The sequence below is a fragment of the Streptococcus sp. AS20 genome (assembly GCF_000524255.1).
Lineage (GTDB): Bacteria > Bacillota > Bacilli > Lactobacillales > Streptococcaceae > Streptococcus > Streptococcus constellatus.
Genome location: NZ_JANS01000015.1, coordinates 1 through 24,467 on the forward strand (window position 1 = coordinate 1; position 24,467 = coordinate 24,467).

The 24,467-nt window shown below is 34.3% G+C and carries 17 protein-coding genes and 2 pseudogenes; 2 read left to right on the forward strand and 17 right to left on the reverse strand.

Annotated elements, in window-relative coordinates; translation table 11 throughout:
* From HMPREF1514_RS09835 to HMPREF1514_RS08235, 16 genes and pseudogenes are all read right to left on the reverse strand, one after another.
* A pseudogene (locus HMPREF1514_RS09835) lies at window positions 1-822 on the reverse strand (IS982 family transposase); the annotation flags it as partial.
* Between the two features lie 229 nt (window positions 823-1,051).
* Window positions 1,052-1,960, reverse strand: coding sequence for a magnesium transporter CorA family protein (locus HMPREF1514_RS08170; RefSeq protein WP_037598630.1), 909 nt, complete (start codon window positions 1,958-1,960; stop codon window positions 1,052-1,054).
* A gap of 179 nt (window positions 1,961-2,139) precedes the next feature.
* The gene (locus tag HMPREF1514_RS08175) at window positions 2,140-3,684 is read right to left on the reverse strand and encodes a peptide chain release factor 3 (RefSeq protein ID WP_037598631.1); all 1,545 of its coding nucleotides are present in this window, start codon (window positions 3,682-3,684) and stop codon (window positions 2,140-2,142) included.
* 243 nt (window positions 3,685-3,927) lie between these two features.
* A complete protein-coding gene (locus HMPREF1514_RS08180) occupies window positions 3,928-6,189 on the reverse strand; it encodes a DEAD/DEAH box helicase (protein ID WP_037598632.1) in 2,262 nt (753 codons plus the stop codon).
* Window positions 6,189-6,647: pseudogene (locus HMPREF1514_RS08185) on the reverse strand (cytosine methyltransferase); the annotation flags it as partial. The pseudogene HMPREF1514_RS08185 and the gene HMPREF1514_RS08180, both read right to left, overlap by 1 nt.
* A gap of 83 nt (window positions 6,648-6,730) precedes the next feature.
* Complete coding sequence (locus HMPREF1514_RS08190; RefSeq protein ID WP_037598636.1) at window positions 6,731-8,224, reverse strand: recombinase family protein; 1,494 nt, start codon at window positions 8,222-8,224, stop codon at window positions 6,731-6,733.
* Window positions 8,217-9,884 carry a recombinase family protein gene (locus tag HMPREF1514_RS08195; RefSeq protein WP_037598638.1) on the reverse strand — a complete coding sequence of 556 codons (1,668 nt, stop codon included), beginning with the start codon at window positions 9,882-9,884 and terminating at the stop codon, window positions 8,217-8,219. Before HMPREF1514_RS08195 ends, HMPREF1514_RS08190 begins: the two co-directional genes overlap by 8 nt.
* Window positions 9,884-11,548 carry a recombinase family protein gene (locus HMPREF1514_RS08200; RefSeq protein WP_037598640.1) on the reverse strand — a complete coding sequence of 555 codons (1,665 nt, stop codon included), beginning with the start codon at window positions 11,546-11,548 and terminating at the stop codon, window positions 9,884-9,886. The genes HMPREF1514_RS08195 and HMPREF1514_RS08200 overlap by 1 nt, the downstream gene beginning before the upstream one ends.
* A 98-nt stretch (window positions 11,549-11,646) precedes the next feature.
* Window positions 11,647-11,802, reverse strand: coding sequence for a hypothetical protein (locus tag HMPREF1514_RS09345; RefSeq protein ID WP_198014312.1), 156 nt, complete (start codon window positions 11,800-11,802; stop codon window positions 11,647-11,649).
* Window positions 11,803-12,251: 449 nt separating this feature from the next.
* Window positions 12,252-12,668, reverse strand: coding sequence for a sigma factor-like helix-turn-helix DNA-binding protein (locus HMPREF1514_RS08205; RefSeq protein WP_037598641.1), 417 nt, complete (start codon window positions 12,666-12,668; stop codon window positions 12,252-12,254).
* Window positions 12,669-12,916: 248 nt separating this feature from the next.
* The gene (locus tag HMPREF1514_RS08210) at window positions 12,917-13,501 is read right to left on the reverse strand and encodes an MptD family putative ECF transporter S component (RefSeq protein WP_037598642.1); all 585 of its coding nucleotides are present in this window, start codon (window positions 13,499-13,501) and stop codon (window positions 12,917-12,919) included.
* Window positions 13,502-13,511: 10 nt separating this feature from the next.
* The gene (locus HMPREF1514_RS08215; RefSeq protein WP_037598643.1) at window positions 13,512-14,216 is read right to left on the reverse strand and encodes an energy-coupling factor transporter transmembrane component T; all 705 of its coding nucleotides are present in this window, start codon (window positions 14,214-14,216) and stop codon (window positions 13,512-13,514) included.
* A complete protein-coding gene (locus HMPREF1514_RS08220) occupies window positions 14,206-15,723 on the reverse strand; it encodes an ABC transporter ATP-binding protein (protein ID WP_037598644.1) in 1,518 nt (505 codons plus the stop codon). Before HMPREF1514_RS08220 ends, HMPREF1514_RS08215 begins: the two co-directional genes overlap by 11 nt.
* 2 nt (window positions 15,724-15,725) lie before the next feature.
* Entirely contained in the window at window positions 15,726-17,435 is a 1,710-nt protein-coding gene (locus tag HMPREF1514_RS08225; protein WP_037598646.1) for an ABC transporter ATP-binding protein, read from the reverse strand.
* Window positions 17,428-19,167, reverse strand: a complete 1,740-nt coding sequence (locus tag HMPREF1514_RS08230; protein WP_037598647.1) for an ABC transporter ATP-binding protein — start codon at window positions 19,165-19,167, stop codon at window positions 17,428-17,430. The genes HMPREF1514_RS08225 and HMPREF1514_RS08230 overlap by 8 nt, the downstream gene beginning before the upstream one ends.
* Window positions 19,168-19,269: 102 nt before the next feature.
* Window positions 19,270-19,842, reverse strand: coding sequence for a TetR/AcrR family transcriptional regulator (locus tag HMPREF1514_RS08235; RefSeq protein WP_005367034.1), 573 nt, complete (start codon window positions 19,840-19,842; stop codon window positions 19,270-19,272).
* 305 nt (window positions 19,843-20,147) lie between these two features.
* Between HMPREF1514_RS08235 and HMPREF1514_RS08240 the strand changes: the two genes are divergently transcribed.
* A complete protein-coding gene (locus tag HMPREF1514_RS08240; protein ID WP_037598651.1) occupies window positions 20,148-20,507 on the forward strand; it encodes a plasmid mobilization protein in 360 nt (119 codons plus the stop codon).
* On the forward strand, window positions 20,508-21,839 hold the full coding sequence (locus tag HMPREF1514_RS08245) for a relaxase/mobilization nuclease domain-containing protein (RefSeq protein ID WP_037598653.1): 1,332 nt from the start codon (window positions 20,508-20,510) through the stop codon (window positions 21,837-21,839).
* 5 nt (window positions 21,840-21,844) lie between these two features.
* Here HMPREF1514_RS08245 and HMPREF1514_RS08250 read toward each other — a convergent pair whose 3' ends face one another.
* The gene (locus HMPREF1514_RS08250; RefSeq protein WP_037598654.1) at window positions 21,845-24,433 is read right to left on the reverse strand and encodes a TrlF family AAA-like ATPase; all 2,589 of its coding nucleotides are present in this window, start codon (window positions 24,431-24,433) and stop codon (window positions 21,845-21,847) included.
* Window positions 24,434-24,467: the final 34 nt, after the last annotated feature.

Genomic DNA, 24,467 nt, shown 5'->3' on the forward strand with positions numbered 1-24,467 from the left:
CCTGTTCAATCTCCAATTGCCATTCTGCTAAAGACCTAACAATCGGGTGCTCAATGTCAAACATTGCATTTAGAACAAAGATTCAAGTTTCAATAGTTCCTCGGATGGCTAAAATGCTGGATTGTTATGCTCATCGGCGCTCTCCATATTTTTACGAAGTGGCGTCCAAAGATGAACCCCCTTTGCCTCCAAGCGTTCTTTCAGCTCTTTACTTAGGTATCCCAAATCTCCTAAAACGCGAGAACAAAGGACGGTCTCCAGTAATTCTTCTGCTACCTGAATATCATGGACTGAGGCAAGGGTAACCAGATAATCCAAAATATAGCTCGACACTGTCACCGCCAAATGCACTTTCAAACCGTAAGACCACATGTTTTTGAAAGTACAGTAACCAATGTTGACCACCTCATTCAAGAACTTGATCCGATGATTTCTGACAGGCTAGCAAAGGAGGTGGACTGGAAAACTGTCGATGATGACCAATTCATCAAAATCTAGCTGATTGAAATAGGGGCGAATCAACCGAAGCAGGGGCGTCAGATAACGAGCATGGCGATAAAAGCAGCTTCTCTCCAGTCCGGTGAATCCGAAGAAATTGCAAATCAATTGGTAAAACCTTCGCTGTGACTTCATTCCAATTTCTGCCTGGAACAGCATTAAGGTCAAAACAGAAACATCTGAAACCTTGCATTGCTCTACATTCTTACGATGAACCAGCTCATCAGGAGCGACTTTTTGATATAAGTCACATCAGACTTCACGAAGCTGTGACATACTAAGTTGAAGAGGATGATGATTCGGTGTATAATGGAAAGTGTCCATTTGGTTTACCTCTCTGCTTTTTTCTTCACTTGCAGTATACACCAAATGGACTTTTTTGTGAAGCAAAATCAACTAGCAACAGGGGTATATAGTATTTTAAAACAAGACTTCTGTAAATTTGACAACTATACTTTGTGCCTATGTAAACAATATATCATTTCTTTTAAAATTTATCGGGGCAAAACTAGAAACGATTATGATTTTGCTTAACTTCCTCATCTAGACAATTTTATTGTTTATTTACAAATCGCTTTAGAAACTGAACAAGAATAATCCAGAGTATAAAACTAATAAGCACAATATAGAGCCAAGCATTCTTATCACTTGACCAAGGCAGTGGCACATTCATTCCAAAGAATCCTGTAATAACTGCCAATACTGCCAATAAGACTGAAATAATAGTTAATAGAGCTAAATTATCGTTTAGATTGTTGTTCAAAATATTGTTGTACGAGCCTGACAATTGATTGAGAACTTGAGCAATCAAATCTGTCATAGCGACGAGTTGACGAGCTTCAATCATGACATCATCAAACTGCTCTTTTTCAATCTCATCTAAATGGCGATAAATGGCATGGCCTTTAATATGCTCCAAAAGCATGCGGTTCTGCTTGGTAGCAGCAACCAGATAGACCATAGAGGTTTCTAAATCCGCTAAAGCAAAGAGATTTTTTTTAGTGGTTGTTTGGTGCAAAAGATGATTGATGTTATCTTTTGTTTCGTCCATTTGTTCAATCACAGGATAATAAGAATTACACACTAATTCTAAACTAGCAAATAGAAATTTGTAAACTGTAACTGGTTCATGGTGTTCAACATAATTTTTCATCATATCTACAACATAAGTATTTTCCTTATTGCTAATGGTAATGAGCCGATCCTGCTGTACCACAAAGGTCATAGGGACTGTTTCATAGTAATTTTTAGCTCTTTTTAAATTGAGTACATTGAAAATAAAAACAACTGTTCCTGTCTCACGATTATAGTCCATGTGGGCGCGTTCATTTTTATCCAGTGCATACTCAATTGTTTCTTCATCAATATTGTATTTTGTATAAGAACCTGGGTGTTGACTCAAAATATCTGCATCCAAATTTATCCAGGCCATTCCACTCTGTAATTTCTTTTCGATAAACACTACTTTCCCCTTTCACTATCAATGGAAAAGGACTGAGAGAAGAAAGCTCAATCCTTAGGAAAATTTAATATATACAATTCAGTAAATCTTTATATCTTGTAGCAACTAACCTAGCGAGCCTATTTTATTATAACTATGATGCTGCTATACACGGTCTGTAATCAGATAGTTTTGGTACGTCACATCTTCTCTTCCAACTTGACATCCGGATACTTGTCTGCGAACCAGCGAAGAGCAAAGTCATTATCAAAAAGGAAGACAGGCTGGTCAAAGCGATCTTTAGCTAAGATATTGCGACTTGAGGACATACGCTCATCCAGGTCATCTGGTGAAATCCAGCGGACTGTCTTTTTACCCATTGGGCTCATAACCACTTCAGCATTGTATTCATTTTCCATGCGGTGCTTGAAGACCTCAAACTGGAGCTGACCGACAGCTCCTAGCATATACTCGCCAGTTTGGTAATTGGTATAAAGCTGAATGGCCCCCTCTTGTACCAGCTGTTCAATCCCCTTATGGAAGGATTTTTGCTTCATGACATTCTTGGCTGCAACCTTCATAAAAATCTCTGGGGTAAAGGTTGGCAAAGGTTCAAATTCAAACTTGTTCTTGCCCACAGTCAGGGTATCACCAACCTGATAAGTCCCGGTATCGTAAACGCCGATAATATCACCGGCCACAGCATTGGTGACATTTTCCCGGCTTTCGGCCATAAACTGGGTGACATTAGACAGCTTAGCGGACTTGCCAGTGCGAGGCAGATTGACACTCATACCTCGCTCAAACTCACCAGAAACGATACGGACAAAGGCAATACGATCGCGGTGGCGCGGATCCATATTGGCCTGAATTTTAAATACAAAACCTGAAAAGTCTGGGCTGAGCGGCTCGACTTCTTCACCGTCTGTCTTCTTATGGCCATGTGGTTCCGGAGCAAACTTAAGGAAAGTTTCTAAGAAAGTCTGCACGCCAAAGTTGGTCAAGGCTGAACCGAAGAAAACCGGGGTCAATTTACCAGCCAAAATCGCTTCTTCTGAAAATTCATTTCCAGCTTCTTGTAAGAGTTCGATATCCTCCTTGACCTGATCATAGAAAGGATTGGAAGCAAAAAGTTTATCCCCATCTTCCAAAGAAGCAAAACGCTCATCGCCTTTGTACAGTTCTAGACGTTCATTATAGAGATCATAGAGACCCTCAAAACTTTTTCCCATACCGATTGGCCAGTTCATTGGGTAGCTAGCAATGCCTAGAATTTCTTCCAGTTCTTCCAGTAGATCTAAAGGTTCGCGACCATCTCGATCCAGCTTGTTCATAAAAGTGAAGACTGGGATATTGCGATGTTTGACAACCTCAAAAAGCTTCTTGGTCTGTGCCTCAATACCTTTAGCTGAGTCAATGACCATGACCGCTGCATCCACCGCCATCAAGGTTCGATAAGTATCTTCTGAGAAATCCTCATGCCCCGGCGTATCCAGAATATTGACCCGTTTGCCATCGTAGTCAAACTGCATAACAGAGGACGTCACAGAAATTCCCCGCTGCTTCTCAATATCCATCCAGTCGGACTTGGCAAAGTTTCCGGTCTTTTTCCCCTTGACTGTCCCAGCCTCACGAATCTCGCCCCCAAAGTAGAGCAACTGCTCAGTAATAGTCGTCTTCCCCGCATCCGGGTGGGAGATAATAGCAAAAGTCCGTCGCTTCTTAATTTCTTCTTGTAAAGTCATCTTTTTCTCTTTCTTTCATTTTAGAATAATCATGAATGTTAGCATCTACTTTTTATTTTTACATCGGAATCCCTGATCCTTTTAACTTATCTATTATAGCGGATTTAGCGCTTTTTTTCAATAATCTAAGGTTTGTAAATAATAGGTTAAGATATGGCTCATATAACAATTATTTAAAAAAATCCACTTTGTAAGGTGGATTTTTTGATAAGCAACTTTCTTCTTCCTATAAATCAGACAGAATTAAAAGTCAAACAAATCATCTTGGAAGAATTCATTCATTGGCTTCCAGTATTCTCTATCATTGATATCCTCTTTCCATACAGTATTGTTAAAGAGTAAGCCCGTCACATCGCCAGCAGTATTGACGATTGGACGGACAAAAGCAAAACGCGCCCCATTTGGATTGGTGTCCTTATTTTCAGACCACTCTCGGATTGCTTTGAATTTTGCTTCTGAGTATGTGTCAATATTTTGTTTCTTTCCACCTTTAGTTTCAACGACATAGGTCCGACCATCTGTCCCTAAAAAAATATAATCCGGGAAAAAGCCTTCTTTCTTTTGCCCATACGCAACTGAGAAATAGTTATCTCCTCGGTCCTTGCTGCGGTACCACCACTTGACTTGTTGGCTGCTTTCAAGCCATTCTTCAAAGGCTTTTTCTGGCTTTGAAGTTGTCACCCAATTATTTCTGCCGTAACCTTTGTAAACATTTTTTGAGAAAACTTCTCCGGCTTCATTTTTCAAAGTTTGATACATTTCATTCTTAGGAAGAACAAAAGAAACAAGGTCCAATTCATTATGACTGATACCGTATTCCAAAGACAACTGTTTATCAAACAGTCCCTGTGCATCTGCATTTTTAGCAGTTTCACGAAGAAGTCTGTAATTATTGATGACAAAAGCCATAAATTCAGACGGTTTTAAACTTAGAAAACGCTTGGTAGGTTCTTCGCTGCGATTTGAAAATAATTCCAGTAAGATATGATTGACATCACTAGGTCTATCTCGGTAAAGATATTTTTGGATGGCTTGTTCAGCATTCAGTAGATCCAAACGATTGTCACGAAGATTGACAGGCATTTTAATATCAAATGCCATTAGCTGTTCAGTAACGATATCTCGCTCTAATTTATCAGATTTAACTAAATATTGAAGAATTGTTGTTCCAAAAATATAACCGTAACTCTCTAATTTTTCTTGATTTTGCTTGCCGTTTTGTTCTACTAGACCATAGTCATTTTTGAACTGCTTGCGAAGTGCTTGAATGACTTCACTGTTTGTCAAACCGGCTCGTAAATTTGGTTTTACTGAAGTAAGTTGGAAATCAGGTGCTTCCTCTTTCAGCTCATAAGTCGCAATATAAGCCCCTTCTCCTTTTTTCAAGACATCTGCTATATATTTCTGGTCGTTCGAGTAGATGAAAGCGTTGTCTAACAAGGGATTATCATAATGCTTTTGCCCAGGCATTCTGCGAATACGACCAATAGTCTGCAAAGTAAAATTGGGTTCAGTATTGAGACGCAGCTTGACCAAAATTTTAGCTCGAGGCGCATCCCATCCGGTGGAAACCGCCTGCTTCATCAATAGATAATTAACAGGACTGTTCTCTTTTTCAATCGCAGTTATGTTAATTTTCTCATTAGCCAGCCAAGTCGCTACCTGTCCATCCTCCTGACCAATTTCAGATAGATAGTCCCTGACTTGTTTGATGAGGCTCTTGCGTTCCTCCTTATTTGCTTTTCTCTCATCAGGAAACTGAATCAATACCAATGGATTGATGGAAAGACCTAATTTTTCGTATTCTACCTTTACCTGACGGCGCTTATCATCCGCAAAATCCAAAAAATATTGGATCATATTATCCACAACATCTCCATCCACGCCATCTGGATTGAGCTCTACATTACGGACAATCAGCCCCTGAGCAATGACATCTTCATCATTGACCTGAACATTATCATAATCTGGTGATGATGATTTGGGTGTTGCAGAAGCTCTAATAATCTTATCTGCTTCAAATTTATTAATAATCCGCTGCGCTTTTTCCGTCTGATCGCGATGCTCTTCATCAATAATCAAGACAAAGTGCAGCCCCTTATGTTTAGCAACTTTGATAATATCGTCAAGATTTTGAGTCTCGCCCTCACGCAAGGCAATAGCCTTATCATTTTTGACACGTTCCCAATTCAGAAAAGTCGCTGTGCCAGCTTGAAAACCTCCAGTCAAGGCTTCATCTAAAGTAATAGATTTGACAAATTTCCCAATATCTTTGGCTTTATTCCAAGACTGCTCTTCCAATTCTCCATTTCCCGGTGTCAGCCAGACAAAGACGTAATCATAAGGATTGGGATTATACTCAATAATTCTGTCCATCAGTCTAATGAGCATGATAGTCTTTCCGGCTCCAGTAGGTGCATAAAAGACCGTTGTTTGTTTTCGAGAATAAAAAAACTTGTCTTGCAGGGTTTGAACTGCCTGCTCTTGAAAAGGAAATAGTTTCATTATAATCCTGCCTCTCTCATTTCTTTTGCAAAATAGTATTCCGGAACATCGACTAGTTCAATGCCTTCATACCGCACCCTGTCTTCTTTTTCCATCAAAGCATGGGAATGCCGACGGACATAAACTGTCTTAATGCCTGTCAAATCCAGCTCTCTGATTTCCGACAAAGTAAAGGCAACTGCCTTATCACTTTCCTCTAGGTCAATGGCATGCTCCAGCTCAATCAAGGTCTTCACATTATTGAGCAGGGCATATTCTAAATCTTCATCCTCTTTTTCGATGAATTGAGTTTTGAAATATTTGAGGTTATGCGGCAGATCCTCTTGGATATTTGCCAAACGTTTATAAGTTACTTCTTCGCAGATATTATTCTCATTGTTGGTGCAAAGAATATACTTGCGCTTGCCACCGTCTTCCTTGTTGAGCTGCGCTACCGCATGGCCTGTTGTGCCCGAACCCTCTCGTGTCAAGCGACTGACACAAAATTTATTGTCTATTTTTAGACAGCAAAAAGAGAGTGATTTCTCACTCCCTCTTGTGTCTATTTCCATATGATTTTTTGAACTATACTACCTTCACAGATAACTGACTCAACATACTTTTCCATAAGTTTCCGTGTAAGTTCATTATCTGTTACTACTTCTGTTTCATTAGAAGATAGTTTTATCTTTTCTTCAAGTTTCTCGATTTCCTTATCTATCTGGCTTTTTCTTTCTACAAACTTAACTTTCGTCATTTTACCAAGCTTATATTTTTCAAAATCAGCCATCTTCTTCGCCTGAAGCTTTTCTATCTTTTTCTCTATATTTTTAATGCTTATTTTTTCTTTGGGCTTTACTTCTGCTTCGCCATATTTCTCTTTAATAAGTGTAAGCACCTGCTTCTCTAACTTATCTACTCTTGAATTTTTATGTTCTACATTATTGCACTTGCAGATCCTACAATGAAAATACTTATGTATTCTCATACTTCCATCTGGTCGCTTAAATTTTGATTGAGTAAGTCCCAGAATATGGTTACAAGTAGGACATCTTGCAAATCCTTGTAATGGAGAATGCTTTCTCCATGGATAGTCAGTATTTTTCCCTTTTAGAAAGCTATTTTTTTCTTTAATTTCTTGAACCTTATCAAATTCTTCTCTTGAAATGATAGCTTCGTGGTGGTCATAAACTCTACCCCATTCTTCTTTAGGATTAAATTTAAAACTACTGGGATTTAATACCGATTTTTCTTGCATATTGAAGACATAAGTGCCTGTGTAATTTTCATTGGATAAAATATCTACCACTGTACCATTTGTCCATGTTGGTGCATCTCTTGTATCTGATGATACTATGTTATATTCATAATCCATATTGGTAAGTTCTTTTTTACGCTCGTTTGGTGTTGGTATATTCTCTTCATTCATAACTGCTGCAATCTTTCTCGATGCAAGTCCTGTAAGTGCTAAATCATATACCTTCCTCACAATCCAAGCTGTCTTTTCATCAATAATAATGTTGTGCTTATTATCCGGATCTTTCATATAACCAAATGGTGGACTCCAAGCAAGAAACTTTCCTTGCTTCTTTAGTTCCGTTGTAACGGTCTTTACTTTCTGCGAAATATCCTTTGTATAGAAGTCATATAACAACCCTTTAAACTGAATATCAAGATCTGTCCCATTTCCTTTTTCCTTAGCACTGTCATAGCCATCATTAATAGCAATAAATCTAATACCAAGAAACGGAAATATATTCTCCAGATAATCACCAAGGGTAATATAATCTCTCATAAACCTCGACAAGTCTTTTACAATTATGGCATTGATTTTACCATTCTTAACTTCTTCAAGCATTCTTTGAAAAGATGGTCTTTTCTCATTTGTCCCTGTATATCCATCGTCAACATATTCTTCTCTTTTGAAACTTTTAAATTCGTCATTTCTATCAAGAAAACCATTTAGGAAATACCTTTGGTTGATGATACTTTCGCTTTCATCTTTTTTCATCTGGTCTTCTACAGATAATCTGATATAAAGGGCAATCTTACTCATACTTTACACCTCCCATCAAACTATCCATATTAAATTTAAAGATGATTTCAAAGTTATGATTGCCATAAACAATTATCTTTTCTACTAAGCTATGAATTAAGTCAGTTGGTAGCTTTTCAACTTTTTTTACTGAAAATACATCTTTAATCCATTTAACTGATTTCTTTTTTTCTTTTTCAAGGTCTTTTACATTTCCCTCTGTAGAGATAACTTCGCTATTGATTGTTGCAATATGACTTAAAGCAATCTCCCTTTTCAGACTATATGTTTCTCTATCAAGTTTGCCTAAGCTATAGTCTTCATAGGTTTTTTGAATGATAATCTCCTCTTTTTCAATCTTGGCTTTCAATTTGAAAATATCCTTGTTTAATTCATCAATATTTTCGTCAAACTTTATGGAAACTCTTTCTATTAGCTTTGTCTTGCTTGTAGCCTTAGTAATAAATTCTGCTACCTTTTCTGACATTGCTTTATCTAAGTCTCTTTCCATAATAAAGACTCTAACCTCGTTATCTATCTTTCCTGTACAAGTATCATTTTGAAATGAGTAATAAAACCTATCATGGTTAATACCATAAATTCTTGTTCTTCGATAAAGTTCTTTGCCTGTTGCATTATTAAAGACTAAGCCTTTATATCTATTTTCATAATATCGTTTAAAGTTATGTTGTTCTGCTCCAAAAGCATGATTTTTTAAGCGTTCTTTTCTTCCATCTTGTATCATTTCAAAGTCTTCTTTTGAAATAATAGGTTCATGAGCATTTTCATAAATAATATGCTGACTTTCATCTACAAATTGTTGCTTCATTCCCTTTGCAAGATTCTGTTGCTTAACACCTTGTACTAAAGTTCCTGTATAAGCTTTATTCGTAAGCATTTTGGAAATAGTACTTTTATTCCACTGCGGATCACCATCCTGTCTATAAATTCTACCTGTTTTGTAGTAGACCATTCCTGTCGCATAGCCCTTTGTATTAAAGTGCTTTGCAATCTCATATTGGCTTTTCCCCTCAAGTGTCAATCGGAACATTTCTTCAACAATGAACCTAACATTCTCATCAACTTCTAACTTTTGTCCCTCTTTTAATTTCACTACCTTATATCCATAAGGTGGAACAGAACCAATAAAGTATCCATTTCTTGCCCTATTATGCTTACTTGTCTTTATCTTTACCGAAATATCTTTAGCATACATATCGTTGATGATATTCTTAAGAGTTACTTCAAATGATTTCTTAGAATCTAAATCCTTAACGGTATCAACCTTATCATTAACAGAAATAAACCTCACTCCCAAGAACGGAAATACCTTGTCTATGAGTCTTCCCATCTCAAGATATTCTCTTCCAAGTCTTGATAAGTCCCTTATGATAATACAATTAATTCTTCTTTCACGAATATCTTGCATCATCTCTTGAAACTGTGGTCTTTCAAAATTTGTCCCACTATATTCATAGTCTGTGTAAATATTTACGACTTTGATATTTTCCTTTAAAGCATACTCTTTACAACAAAGCACCTGTGTTTCGATAGACGATGATTTCTCACGCCATTCTTCTTTTCTTTCACTGGATAATCTTGTATATACTCCGGCTTTATAGAATACTTTTTGTGCTTGTTCTTCGTTTTTTCTTATATATCTTTTGGAAGTCCTTGCCATTAACAAACACCTCCAACTGCAAGCTTAGGTTCAACTCTTTCTAAATGCTCACCAAATAACTTGCCCATTGATATTAGTCTTGCCTTATGTGTATCCTTAGCTTCGACCTTATCACTATCTACAATCGCTTGAAGCAGATTCACTGTTTCAATATTGTTGAAGACAAAGTTAATTGCATTATCCTCTCCAATCTCAATACGATCTATAAAAGACACTAAAGACAATCGATTCAGTTCATCAGTTTCAGGATTAGGAACTATCTCAGAAACGAAACTACCTTTATCGTTTATCTTCATTTTCAGTTCATTTACGATATTTTGCTTTGTAATAATTTGTTTCTCAATTTCCCTAATCTTAATAAGATAATTTTTTCTAAATCGTTCAAATTCTTCAGTCGTTATAAGCTCTTCTTCTAAATCCATATAAAGAGATTGTCTAAGTCTTTCATATTTTCTTTTTTCTGCATTTAAAGACTCAAAATCAACTTTCACAGTAAATTTTGAAACATCTATTTTGCTAACTTTCTTAAGTAGCTCATTGTACTTAGATAGATAGTCATTTAGTGCGTGAATTGTTGCACCTATAACATAATCTTCTTTGATGCTATGCCTTGAACAGTCACCTGAATTGTTATACTCGGAACAAATATAGAAAACTGTATTTCTTACCTTTCGTCTAATCATCGGACTTCCACAATCTTTGCAGTAAAGCATTCCAGATAGGATTTGTGGCTTTTCCTTAGATCCTTTTACATCACGAAGTAGCATTTTGTTTGCTAGTGCAAAGATAGATTTTGATACTATGCTTTCATGAGCATTTTCTATTGCAATCCAGTCTTCTTTTGAAACATCTACTTCATGCTTTGATTTATAATTTAACTTTGCTGTTTTTCCTTGTTCTAGGACACCAATATAAACCTTATTTGAAATAATACGGTTTACCATTTTAGCATCCCACTTTGCTTTTTTCACAACAAAACCAGTATTGAAGTTATCACCACTATTTTCCTTATGCTTTGATGGTGTAACTGTTCCAATACTGTTTAGAAAGTCAGCAATAGCCTTTGAGGAATACCCCTCTATTTTCATATTAAATATTCGCTCAATAATATGAGCTACTTGCCTATCAACTACAAGCTGATGTTTATTCTTATCATCTTTCTTATATCCAAAAGGAGCAAATGATCCAATAAACTCGCCATTCTTCCTTTTCACCTCTTTTGATGATTTCACTTTCATAGAAATATCTCGACAGTAACTGTCATTGATAAAATTTCTAATCGGAAGTATTAAATGTGTATCACTAACATCTGCATTATCACTATCATAGTTATCATTTACAGATATGAAGCGAATACCTTTTTCAGGAAATATCTTTTGCAGATACTTCCCAGACTCAATATAATCTCTGCCAAAACGAGATAAGTCTTTTACCATAATGATAGAAAACTTTCCTTTATTCAGGTCATCAATCATATTCTTGAAATTTGGACGCTCAAAATTAGAACCACTATATCCATCATCTACATATTCATAAGATAGATCTATGTTCTTTTCTTTAGCGTAAGATTTGATTATTTGTCTTTGATTTGAAATAGAGTTACTTTCATTGCTGTCTCCATCTTCTCTTGAAAGACGAAGATACATACACGCAGTATTTCTCATAACAATCCTCCTAAAATGATATTTTGGCAAATAGTCATTTCGGAAGATTACTTCTACCACCTATATTTTACCGCACCCTATTTCTCTTTGTCAGCCCCTCAAATCCTGATACAGGATTTGCATAGATACATCTCAACAATATCAAGTAAATCAAGCTTTTCACTTTCGCTTGTAGAGTAGGTTATTTTCTTAGAATAATCATCTGCTATTTGCTTCTTATCCTTATCTTTTTTAACTTCTTTTTTCTTATTCATAGTCTTAACCTCACTATTTTTATAATAAGTTTTTTGACATTGGTAGGTGCATTGGCTGCTACATTGGAATCTCACCACCGCCCCTTATTAAGACGAGCCGGCTTAAACTATTGAAGTATCATTATCACCATTTGCATCACAGAGATAGATTGCCACATCTATCCTTTATGTATTCCTATTTATCACTCTTTTTCTTTTATCCTTGGCACTTACCAGTATTCATTTAAACCAATTTCTTAGCAGAAAAGTCTTGGCGTAGGTCATAATTCTCCACAAATGGATAACGTCCCACCTTGGTCTATTCAGTTGTCAAAGAACGATTGCCTAATGGCTGTAAGAGAGAATTCTTTTTAAATATCTTGAATTTTATTTCCTATCTTCTAAAAAATTAAAGAGGACAGATCTCCCTTCACTTTATAAAGGAAAATCTGCCCCCTGCTACAAGGTACTTAATCCAATAATTCTTCCAAAAGTTTCTTTAACTTCTTCAATATATTATTTTTTCTCCACTGTATGGCTTGATAGCTCACTTTCTTTTCAGTTGCAACACTTGATAGAGTTTCATCATTGAAATACAAGCGTTCAATAATATCTCTTTCTTCTGCATTGAGCCTTGATATAGCATTTCTGACTGCTTCAATCATCATCTGTGTTTCAACAATCTTTTCTACATCAACACTTTCATCAACAATATTATCTACAAAATGTCCGTCATGATCCAATGATGAAAAAAAGAGCAAGTGGTTTTTCTTGTCCACCTGCTCTAAATACTTCTCGTGTTCTCTTTCTCGCCAGTAGACTTTGTATATCTGCTCGCTGACTTTGACCTCTTGCCCATTGACATAAAGGTAATATTCTTTTGGCATTTTATTTCCTCCATTTCTTTTTTGTCTGCGTTTTTAGACAAAAAAGGAGGACTTCTGCACATAGGCATAATAAGTCCTCTGAAATGAAAGAAACTTGCTCTTTCTCTATATTTTAAATTTGATTTTTTATGATAATTACCAGTATCAAAAAGGTCTATTGTTTTTTTCTATATGAATAACAGACCCCAAATAATACATAGCAATTACCTCCATTATTTAATCCATTTTCCCCCACAAATAAAGATTGATTAAATCACTCCTGCTTTTTCAAAATGTTTTTTAAGTATCCTTGTTGCAACGAATGCTCCTATGCAGGCAAGAACAAAAGTAGCAAGTCCAAAGCCTACTGCCCACGAAACTTTGAAATAAGATAATGCTTCATTTATTTGTGCTTCGCTCATTTTCCATTTTGATGCTCTTTCCACAAAAGAAGCTGTTCCGAATAAAATCACAGGAATTACTGTTCCTAAAAAATCTGCTAATGCAAATGTCCCATATCCAATAATCATTCGTCCCTTGCTCTCATAATTTCCTATAATCAAATCACATATAATTCCACCAATTACAGCAAAGACTGCATGAGGTAAATGTCCTCCCGACAATGCAATTAAAGCAAGAAGCGTTCCTGATATTGTAAATACGCCCTTCTTTTTAACTTTCAAAGCCATAAGGATATAAACGGTAGCAGATACCATAAAGCTAACTCCTGAAGCAATAAATCCTCCAATAACTGTTGTTGCCATAGCAAATGCAACCGCCATGTATATGACAATTCCAATTGCATTAAAGATTCCGATTGTAATAAAATCACGACCATTCAATTTGTTTTTCATAAAAGTCCTCCTAATAAATTTTCTGTATTACTATCACAAGAGCAATCATCAATGCTCCTAATAGTCCAATCATTAAGTCTGTTTTTCTAAACCGCAATTCTGTTAATGTTACCCTCTTCTCATCACTATCAAGTCCTCTAATAAGTGCTGAAGCTGACAGTTCATCTGAAATCTTAATCATTCTCATTAAAAGCGGAACAAGCGTATATTCAATATATTTAATTGGATGTAGCAATGGGAAAAATCTGCTTGTTACAATTCCTCGAATCTTCATATTCTCTTTTAATGCCTTGAGTTCTATTTTTATAGTTGGTACAAATCTAAGCAAAACACTAAAAGGTATACCAATGCTTCTTGGTACTTTCATTCTATTTAACGCTTCCAGCATTTCACTTACACTTGTAGTCTTTGTTATATATCCACCAAACATAGCGATTAAGGTCATTCTTGATGCAAAGTAAATAAACATATATATTGCAAATACAATACTTGCTTCACAAAATTTTCCAAGCCCTAACTCTATGCAGTATAAAAGCACAAAAAACAAGATAAAGCGTAACGCTCTTTTCCACATACTGCTGTATACATACAGAAAAAAGGCAAAGACAATCAGTCCGAAAAGTAGAATTGTATCGCTTATAAAAAAGCTCGTAAATCCAACAATTGGAAGTAGAGTAAGTTTTATTCTCGGATCTATAGTTTTTCTATCTGACAAGCTCTCTACCTCCTCTCATCTTGTCTAATATGAGAAATTTATTACTTTCACTCATATTCAAAACACTTTCTATTTTTCCATCTCCCATTACCCAGAGCTTACTCACTGTGTTTGCTAAAAACTCAAAATCATGACTTATTACCAAAACTGTTATCCCTTTTTTTAATTGTTCTTCAATCAGTTTTGCGACGGAAAGCATTGAGTCTTTATCACAACCTGATGTTGGTTCATCATAGATGAAAATCTTTGCCTGTTTCATCATTCCACAAGCTATTGTCAGTCTTTGTTTTTCTCCTCTTGATAAAGCAAACGGATGCTTATCTATATATTTATCTAAGCCAAGAACATTCAAAATAGACTTTGCCTTTTGAGTATTTTCTTTTTTATCTTTACTTGAAATACCAAGTAGCATTTCATCAAGTACACTTTCTGAAAACAACTGATAGTCTGAATCTTGAAAGACAAAATATGACATATCCATTAAATCTTTATGATTAAGCGACTTATCTTTCCTCGCCCATATTTTTCCCTCTTCTATCTTCTCAAGTCCTGAAATCACTCTTGCAAAAGTAGTTTTCCCGGTACCATTTAAGCCGATAAGACCAATGGCTATTCCGCACTCCATATTAAAATCAAGATGATTTAGAATGTACTGTTTTTTCTTCTTCCCATCCTTAGCTACATTCGTATAGCAAAATTTCAAGCCTTTTCCGCTGATACTTTCATCCTTTAATTGATATGAATCTTTCTTCTCGCTTATCCTGTATTCTTCTAATTCAAGAATTCTTAGTCCATTCTCATCCCAAAACGCCCTTTCAAGATAGATAACTTCTTCCCGACTCAAGTCCTGTGCAATTTCTCCATCTTTCACCAAAAGAAAACGGTCAAATAAAGATTTTACATAGTACAAACGATGTTCAATTAGAACAACTGTTGTTCCTTTTTTCTTTAATTTTTCCAAAATTAAAAACAGGTCAAATGTTGCTTTCATATCCAAATTTGCTGAAGGCTCATCTAAAATTAAAACTTTCGGATTCATTGCATAGATGCTTGCAATAGCTATCTTTTGTTTCTGCCCGCTTGATAATTCAAAAACAGATTTTCCTTTTAGTTCCTCAATATCCAGTTCTGCATATACTTCTGCTACTCTCTGTTTTATTTCATCTCTTGATTTGCAGATGGTTTGAAGCCCAAAAGCTATTTCTTCATCTGTCGTTGTCGTAAAAAACTGACTTCTTGGATCTTGAAATACAGTCCCTACAATATGCCCTATTTCATGAAGCGATAACTTGTTTATATCTTTTCCGGACGCAAAGGCTTCCCCTTGCATTTTTCCTTTGTAATAATGTGGAATAAGACCATTCATTACACTTCCAAGAGTGCTTTTACCACTTCCACTTTTCCCTGAAATTAAAACAAATTCACCTTTTTTAATTTCAAGATTGATATTTTTTAAAGCAGTTCGTCCATCTTCCCATTCATAAGAAACATCTTTTAACAAAATCATGGTTACACCTCATACTGAGCTTTCCATAATTTTTTGTAGTAACCATCTTTCTCAAGAAGTTCCCCATGCTTTCCTTTTTCAAGTAAATTTCCTTTTTGAAATACGAGAATTTGGTCAGCTTTTTGAATTGTTTTTAAATGGTGAGCCACTACAAGTACAGTTCTATTCTTTGCAAGTTCTGTAATAGCATCTTGTATCAAAGATTCATTTACAGGATCAACATTACTTGTCATTTCATCAAGAATTAAAATCGGTGCATCTTTTAGAAAAGCTCTTGCAATAGATATTCTTTGTCTTTGTCCCCCTGAAAGAATCCCACCATTTTCTCCAATATCAGTTTCATAACCTTTTGGTAAACTCATAATGAAATCATGTATCCTTGCCTTCTTTGCAGCTTTAATGATTTCCTCTTTTGTAGCTCCTTTTTTACCTACTCTGATATTTTCTTCAATCGTGTTATCAAACAGTTGAACATTCTGCATGACAATGCTGATACGATCTAAAAGCTCATCATAAGGAATATTCCTTATATCAGTTCCTCCAAGTGTAATTTTCCCTTTATGCACATCATAAAATCTTAGAAGCAAGTTGGTTATAGTAGTCTTTCCACTACCTGATTCTCCAACTAAGGCTGTCATTGTTTTTTCAGCAATAGAAAAGCTCAATTTTTCCATTTTAAATTCATCTTTTTCATAAAAAAAATCTATGTTTTCAAAAGCTATATCATTATCTTTCGGAACAATTCCATTCACTTTATCCGGGATTACATCTGCATATAAAATTCTTGAAAGTCTTTCGTAACTATCTACCGCCGAAACATAGTACATATAGTGTTGTTCCATAGAAGCGAACGGCTTATAAAACTCTTTTGAAATTACCGCAAAGATAATAAAATTAAGTACATCAAGACTTCCCTTTATAACAAGTATTGCTCCAGAGGTTAAAAGAACTAAATATCCAATATCCAGTAAAAAACCAAATATAGATAACTGTTTTGCCTTAAATCTTGAAGCTGCTTTGCTTGTTTCTCCAAACTTTTTTGTCTTATTCATAAGCTCATTATCCAAGCTCTTATTGTTTGAAAAACTCTTTAGTACAGGTATTCCTCTAACATATTCAACAAATAAGCTAATCATATCAAGAAGTGCTGAATTATTCTGATTCTCTATTTTTTCAGATTGCTTAATTGTCAGATATAGAAAGATAAGTGCAATCGGAACAGATACAGCCATTAGAATAGCAAGTTTTAAATCAATACTTGCAAGACCAATAAATACAACCGCACCTATCAAAAAATCACCAAACATTCTTGACCACATGTGTCCTACAACAAGGGACATATTATCAACATCTTTGTGTAAAATTGTATTGATCTCGCCCAGTCTTTCGTTGGTATAAAATCCCAAGCTGAATTTTTTTAATTTGATAATCATGCGTTCTCTGATTTGCTGAACAATATCAAAACCTGCACTATGCTTTTTCATATCTGCGACCATATTACAAATGCCTTTGAAGACTACAAGTAATCCAATCGCAATAAAATATTTATATAGGCTTGCTAAGCTCGTCTCATCAAATATCTGAAACAGTATAGAAAATACGATAACAATCATAGCTATGGAGCTTAGTCCATAAAGGGCAAAGAATATACTTGATATAATCAAATCTCTCTTGCCGGTTTTTGTAAGTAGTTTTAACATTTCTCTAAACATTTTCTGTTACCACCTCTTTCAAATTCCATCTATCTACCTTGTTCTGTGCTTCAACCATATCCTTGTAGAACTCACAACTTTTCATCAGCTCTTCATGGCTTCCTGCATCAAGAACAACACCCTTATCCATAACAATAATTTGGTCTGAATCTCTAATCGTATTTAGATGATGAGCAATTGTAATGATAGTTTTATCCTTGCTTAAATCGTCAATTGCTTCGCCGATTAGTCTTTCATTTTCACTATCAACAGCTGCCATTGCTTCATCTAATATTAAAATCGGTGCATTTTTCAGTATCATTCTTGCTATAGAGATTCTTTGTTTTTCTCCACCGGATAACTTAACTCCCATTTCACCTACTCGTGTTTCATATCCATTTGGTAATGCTGAAATAAAATCATGGCATCTTGCTTTTTTAGCAGCTTCTATGACTTCTTCTTTTGTTGCATTTAGTTTTCCGATTGCTATATTTTCAAAAATACTTAAATCAAAAAGGATAACTTCTTGTTGCACACTACCAATCAGCATTGAGATATTTTCTTGACTATATTCTTTTATGTCTTTTCCATTTATCAGTATTTGTCCTTCATCTGCATCCCAAAATCCCATAAGCAAATTAGATACAGTACTTTTCCCACAACCACTTGCTCCTACAAATGCATTCAAACTATTTTTCTTAAAAGTTAAATTGATATTTTTTAGCTCAAAGCTATCTTTTCCGTATGCAAAATTCACATCTTTAAATTCTATATTTCCAAAGTCTAAACCTTGTTCTGTCTTTTTCTTTGGAAGCGGAACTATTAAAACTTTTCCAATCGCCTTTAGAGCTTCCTTAAACACAATAGAAAAATGTTGCAATGTAGCCGTCTTACTTATAGATGCAGTAAAAGCAGACGATAAAATAATGGCAAGTATAAAATTAGGTGTTGTAATATTTCCATAGTAAAGAAATATACTTCCCAAAATCATAACAATAACTACTCCAATTTCCATAAATATGTCAATAAGTCCCATTGGAATCGTAATTGCTCCCATGCTCTTTTTAACCCAGTAAATATATTCTCTTGCCGTTTTTAATGTTCTTTCACTAATCTCCTCTTCTTTAGCAAAAGCCTTAATCACAGAAATATTTTTTACATATTCCATTAGCTCTTCTCTCATCTTATTTTCATGGTTAAAGTAAATAGCAAAGTTTTTATCCATTGTTTTCTGTGAAAGAACTTTTACCAAATACATGAGTGGAACTCCGGCAATCATTCCAAGAGCAAGACGCCAATCCACAAAAATCATAGCTACAAAAATAATGGTAGGCAGAAGTGTAACTGACATTATTTCAGGAAGACCATGAGCAAGATATACTTCCACTTGTTCTACATCATGTTGAACAATGTTGGTAAGCTCTCCTGTATTATGTTCTTTAAAGAATCCCAAACTTAGTTTTTTCAGATGACCGATAATATCTAACCTAAGTTCTGTTAATTTTTCGTATGCTTTCTCATGGGCAACCTTTGTTGCAAAATAATAAAACACTCCTTTTAATACAAACGATATAAAGATTCCCAAGAATATATACTTTAAATTACCTTCGTTAATATTGTTTGTAATTAAAGAACTAATCAAATATACGAGTAAGATTTGTGGTATCAAATCAAATACTATTTTTAAAGCAAGAAGTGAATTGGATAAGCCGTTTTTCCCAATCACTTTTTTTCTTAATTCTTTTTCCGGCATGAACAACTCTCCTTTCAAAATTGAATAATATTGAATTTTAATTCAGTATTAAGGTTTAAAGTAAGACTTTGCTGATTACGCAAAGTCTATTTTTAGTGCTGATTATAGGGATTCCACTCCCTTGTAATAACACCTTGCAATAAGTTTTAGCATATCTTTTGCCCACTTTTCACTTTGATAATGCCTTGCTATTTCAAGAAGTCCCTCTGTAAAGTTACTGGCTAAAATATGGGCAAGCATTGGATCATATTCCTGTTTCGATTGTCTTTTTAAACTTACTTCAATATGAACCTGCATTTGCGATATGAGTTTTTGTTTTGCTTCTGTATGCTTTGTACCTGAGCTTTTATCCATTAAAATAATTAACTTCTTACGCTCTTTTAAAAGTTCATGAATATAATTTTCTCCAACCTCATCAAACCTTTCAGAAGCAGAACCTTTTTCCAAAGATTCTTCCTCATTAAAAGCTGACTCGAAGTTTATATAAACAGAACTTACTACTGCATCAAACAAAACTTCCTTATTTTTGAAATAGGTATAAATGAGTGCCACAGGAATATCTGCTTCTTTTGCAATTTCTGTTAATTTGGCACCTCTATAGTCCTTTTTATAAAATACTTTTTCTGCTGCTTCGAGTATTCTATTTCTAACTTCTTCTTTTAATACTTGTGCCATAGCACACCTCTTTCTATTCCAATACTGAATTTATATTTAATAATAAATCAAAATTCAATATTTGTCAAGTTACATGTGGAAATTATGGCGTCCTTATGGTATAATTTAATAATAAATTCAAAACTTGCTTAACGCTTGTATTACAAATCATTCTTTTGTAGCTTTTGTAGCAAGCACAGTAAGTGTGTACCCACTTACGAAAAATCGATGAAGCAGCCCCTCGTGGAGTTGCTTCTTTTTTTATCAATTTTAGCTTGTTAGGGAGCACCCTAATACCCCAGATTTTATGAAAGGAAGTAACAACCATGGCAAATAGAATTAGAAATGTTCAGTTGAAAATAAACTTAACAGAAGAAGAAAAAGCACTCTTTGAAAAGAAAATGAAGATGGCAAAGTCTAAGACCATGAACCATTTTCTAAGAAAAGTAGTATCTGAATCAGATATTTATGTCGTCGATTTACAGCCCTTTAGGGAAATACAAGGATTACTTTTTAGGTATGCAAGTAGTGTCAACCAAATTGCTAAACGAGTTAATTCGACTGGTGTTATTTATAGCGATGACATCAAAGATATGCAGTCCCAAATTGAACATCTATCAAAAGAAATATGGCAAATACATTCCCTACTGCTCAACAAAACTACCAATAAAGGAGATGACATATAAATGGCAATTACAAAGATACATCCAATTAAATCTACTCTTAATCTTGCTATTGCTTATATAACAAATGAAGAAAAGACAGATGAAAAAATATTGGTAAGCACAAATAAGTGCTTCGCTTCTACCGCTCATACTTCTTTTCTAAAGACAAGAGAAGATAACAAAGTGAGTGGCTCTGTCCTTGCAAGACACCTCATTCAATCATTTATGCCTGGTGAAGCTACGCCAGAAATAGCACATCAAATCGGAATGGAACTTTGCAAGAGAATACTTAAGGATCAGTACGAATTCGTACTTACTACCCATATAGACAAAGGTCATATCCATAACCATATCATCTTCAATAATGTAAATATGGTTACAGGCAAGTGCTATCAGTCCAACAAGAGAAGCTATCATCAAATTAGGTATCAAAGCGATAAATTGTGCAAAGGAAACAACCTATCTGTTATTGATAAGTTCTACGAAACTTATAGGAAGAAATATAAAACTAATGGTAAGTCATGGTATGAAAATGACCAATTTAAGAAAGGTACTTCTTGGAAAAGTAGACTTCAATTTGATATAGATAGGGCTATTAAACAATCCAAAGATTGGGATGATTTTATAAAGAGAATGGCTGCCCTTAATTATGAGATCAAGTATGGAAAGCACATTGCATTTAAGCACAAGGACAAAGAAAGATTTACAAGAGCTAAGACTATTGGAGAAGATTATACTGAGGATAGATTAAAAGAGCGTATCTTAGATAATGCTAATCAAAGAACATATACAGTGAAAAAGCGTATTGGAAATATAATTGATATTGAGAATAATGAAAAGATAAAATCAAGTAAAGGCTATGAGTATTGGGCTACAAAACATAATTTGAAAACTGCAGCCGATACTGTACTTTTGATGCGTGAAAAAGGATTTAAGTCTATCTCCCAGCTTGATGAATACATTAAAGAGAGTGCATTAAAAAGACAAGATTTACAGGATCAAATCAAAGTTGTTGATAACAAAATTTCAACTCTATCAAATATTATGGAACAAGTTCATACCGTAAAATTGTATCGTCAAATCTATTTGGAATATAAGAAAGATCCATCTGATAAGGCTTTTTCTGAAGAACATAAATCAGAAATAACGCTCTATGAAAATGCCCTTTCAGACCTAAAAAAATCTTACTCAAAACTTCCAAACTCCAAGGATATTTTGAAAGAGCTTGATTCATTGCATGAAAAAAAGAATACCCTAATGCAAGAGTATTCTTCTGCAAAATCTGATATGAAAGAACTGTATCAAATCAGAAAAAATTATGAAAAATATATGGGTAAGGAGATGGAGAGATAGCTTGACTATGACTGTATTGCGTCATACCAGTTTGTATAAATTAGCTTTCTCCTTTCAAACGCCTCCTTTCCACCTTCCATAATATCAACAATTTTTTGATGAGTGCTAATGCAATCAATATTTCCGCAATCTGCATTTATCTTTTCATCATATTCTGTGGAAATAACACTTTCTGAATCTCCCAATACAGGAATATTGGCATTGTGTGTTGCGAATATAAATTGAATAGAGCCCTTCTTTTTCTTAATAGTACTTATTACTTCTTGATAGATAATCTGATTATCTAAATCGTCTTCTGGCTGATCAATAATAATTAGATCATTTTCTTCCTGAGTCAAAATAAACAATATCAGTGCAGATGCTCTTTGCCCAATTGAATGTTTCTCAAGTAATTTATCATGATAAAATATTTCCACTAAATCAGGACATTCTTCACGGATAAGATTACTATAATTTTCCTTAATTTTATTGTATACTTTAACAACTTCATTATCGGTTAAAATTCCACGAAGTCTTTTACTGTCCTCTAAAACGCAATCAATAATAATATCCGTAAAATCCGAATATTGCTTTGAAATCTCAGTGGTTTTATTATCAGTAAGACCTGTTCCTTTAAATTTAGTTTTAATATCTTGTTTAAATTTTTCTTTATCGCCTTTAAAAAGAATTTTAATTTTAAGCTCTCTCTGGCTCTCATTAATCTTTCTTATTTCATTTTCATATTTATTGAAAACATCATTAAGCATTTCATTTCGCTTTCGAGCGAAGCCCCTTATTTCTGTACTTAAACTATTTCTCGAATTGTTTCGTTTAGTAAACTTGTCAATATCAGCCACAGTTTTTTCGAGCTCAGAATTATATTTAACATAGCTATCAGGGTCTAACTCTTCATCATTTATTTCACGCTTAATATTCGCGAATTCTTCTTTTAAAGAATCAATTTCATTTTCCAGTTCAATTCTCAGTTCTTTTAACTTCAATTCTTTTGTCGAAACATTTTCGATTTCACAATTAATTTTTTCAAAGGATTCAACAATGTCTTTTAAAATTAACTCAATCTTTTGAAATAACTCTGTATTATATTCGCTTTTATAGTCCGATATACCGAATTCAGTCTTATCTATTTCTTTATATGTCGCTGATAACTTTTCATACGTAGCTTTTACGTTATCAAGTAACGTTTTTATCGTTGAGGCATCCTTAGAATATGATGTTTGTTTTTTTAGTTTTTCAGCAATCCCTTTTTCTTCAAAAACCTTAAGCCTATGCTCCAAATCTTGTTGAGTGGTCTTAAGTTCTTTTACTTTTTCAGGTATAGTTTCCAGTTGCAAGAATTCTTTTATTGAATTTTCAAGACTATTTAAATTTTCCTCTTTTAATTCTAGATCATCTTTTATTTTTCCACCTACTAATTTCTGCAACAACTCAAAAGCATATCCACTTTTTGTAAAAGATAAATCCTTTTGACCAAAGTATAATGGATTATTTATTAAAGAATTTATTGATATTCCTACATCCTTTCCATCACTATCTATAACAGAAGGTTGTTCTCCCATAAGTCTTTTTACTTCATACTTTTTCCCATATTCGTCAATAACTTCTAAAGATATTTCTCCACCAGAACCTAATGTGTTTTTTACCAAATCGTTCTTATAATCACTATCTATATCTGCATTAAGATTCAATGCATATCTAATTGTCTCTAAAATCGATGATTTTCCACTCCCTCTAATTCCAATTAAAGAATTCAGTTCATTTGAAAATGGTATTTTAACAGAGTCCAATCTGCCACCCTTAAATGATGCCGACTTAATATATCCATGATTACAAATAGGTAAATCTCTCAGAACTCTACTCTCATAATCTTGTAAGGCAAACTTTACCGCTGCGAATGAATATTCACCAATCTTAATAAAAGAAGTTTCTCCTTTTCCTATCTCACTAATATTTTTGGGATCTGAACCTTCTACAAATGCAACTTCATAACCAAACCAATTTTTTATTTTGGATTTATTGTCAAAAGTTCTAAGTTTCTGTAATCCAAGCACTCTTTTTTTAAATTCATGATTCTGTGCTAAAGAACTTAATCTACCACCACCACATTCTTCAATAAGTCCACTTCTCTGTTCAATATGTGCAAATACAATAAAATAGTCTTTATTAAGCTTTTCCAGTTCTACTAGTAAGGTATTTATATCAAAGTTACAGCATGTGTTTTCATTTTCTCGATTACTTATTCCTTGGAAAGCAGCAGTCAAAAAACTGTCAATATGGTTTTCGCCATTTTTAATCCAGTCTTCTGGATTAAATACTATAAGTGTATGAACGCCATTTTTACCATCTTTAACTGATAACTCCACTCCTGGCAAAATGAAAATATCTTTTTTCTTTGCTGTTTTTTTCAAAGCTTTATATTCTTGCAAATCAAATTTATTATGATTAGTTATTACTCCAATCTTTATCTTTTCACTTTCCAGTTTATTTACGTAATCGCTAACAAATGAGTTGTCTTCCCCTATATATTTGAATTCTTTGTCTTTCCTTGTATGTAGATGAAAATCACATCTTATCCATTCACAACCATTATCAAACATAATTCTAAAATCACCCCTTTTCAAAAATAATAAA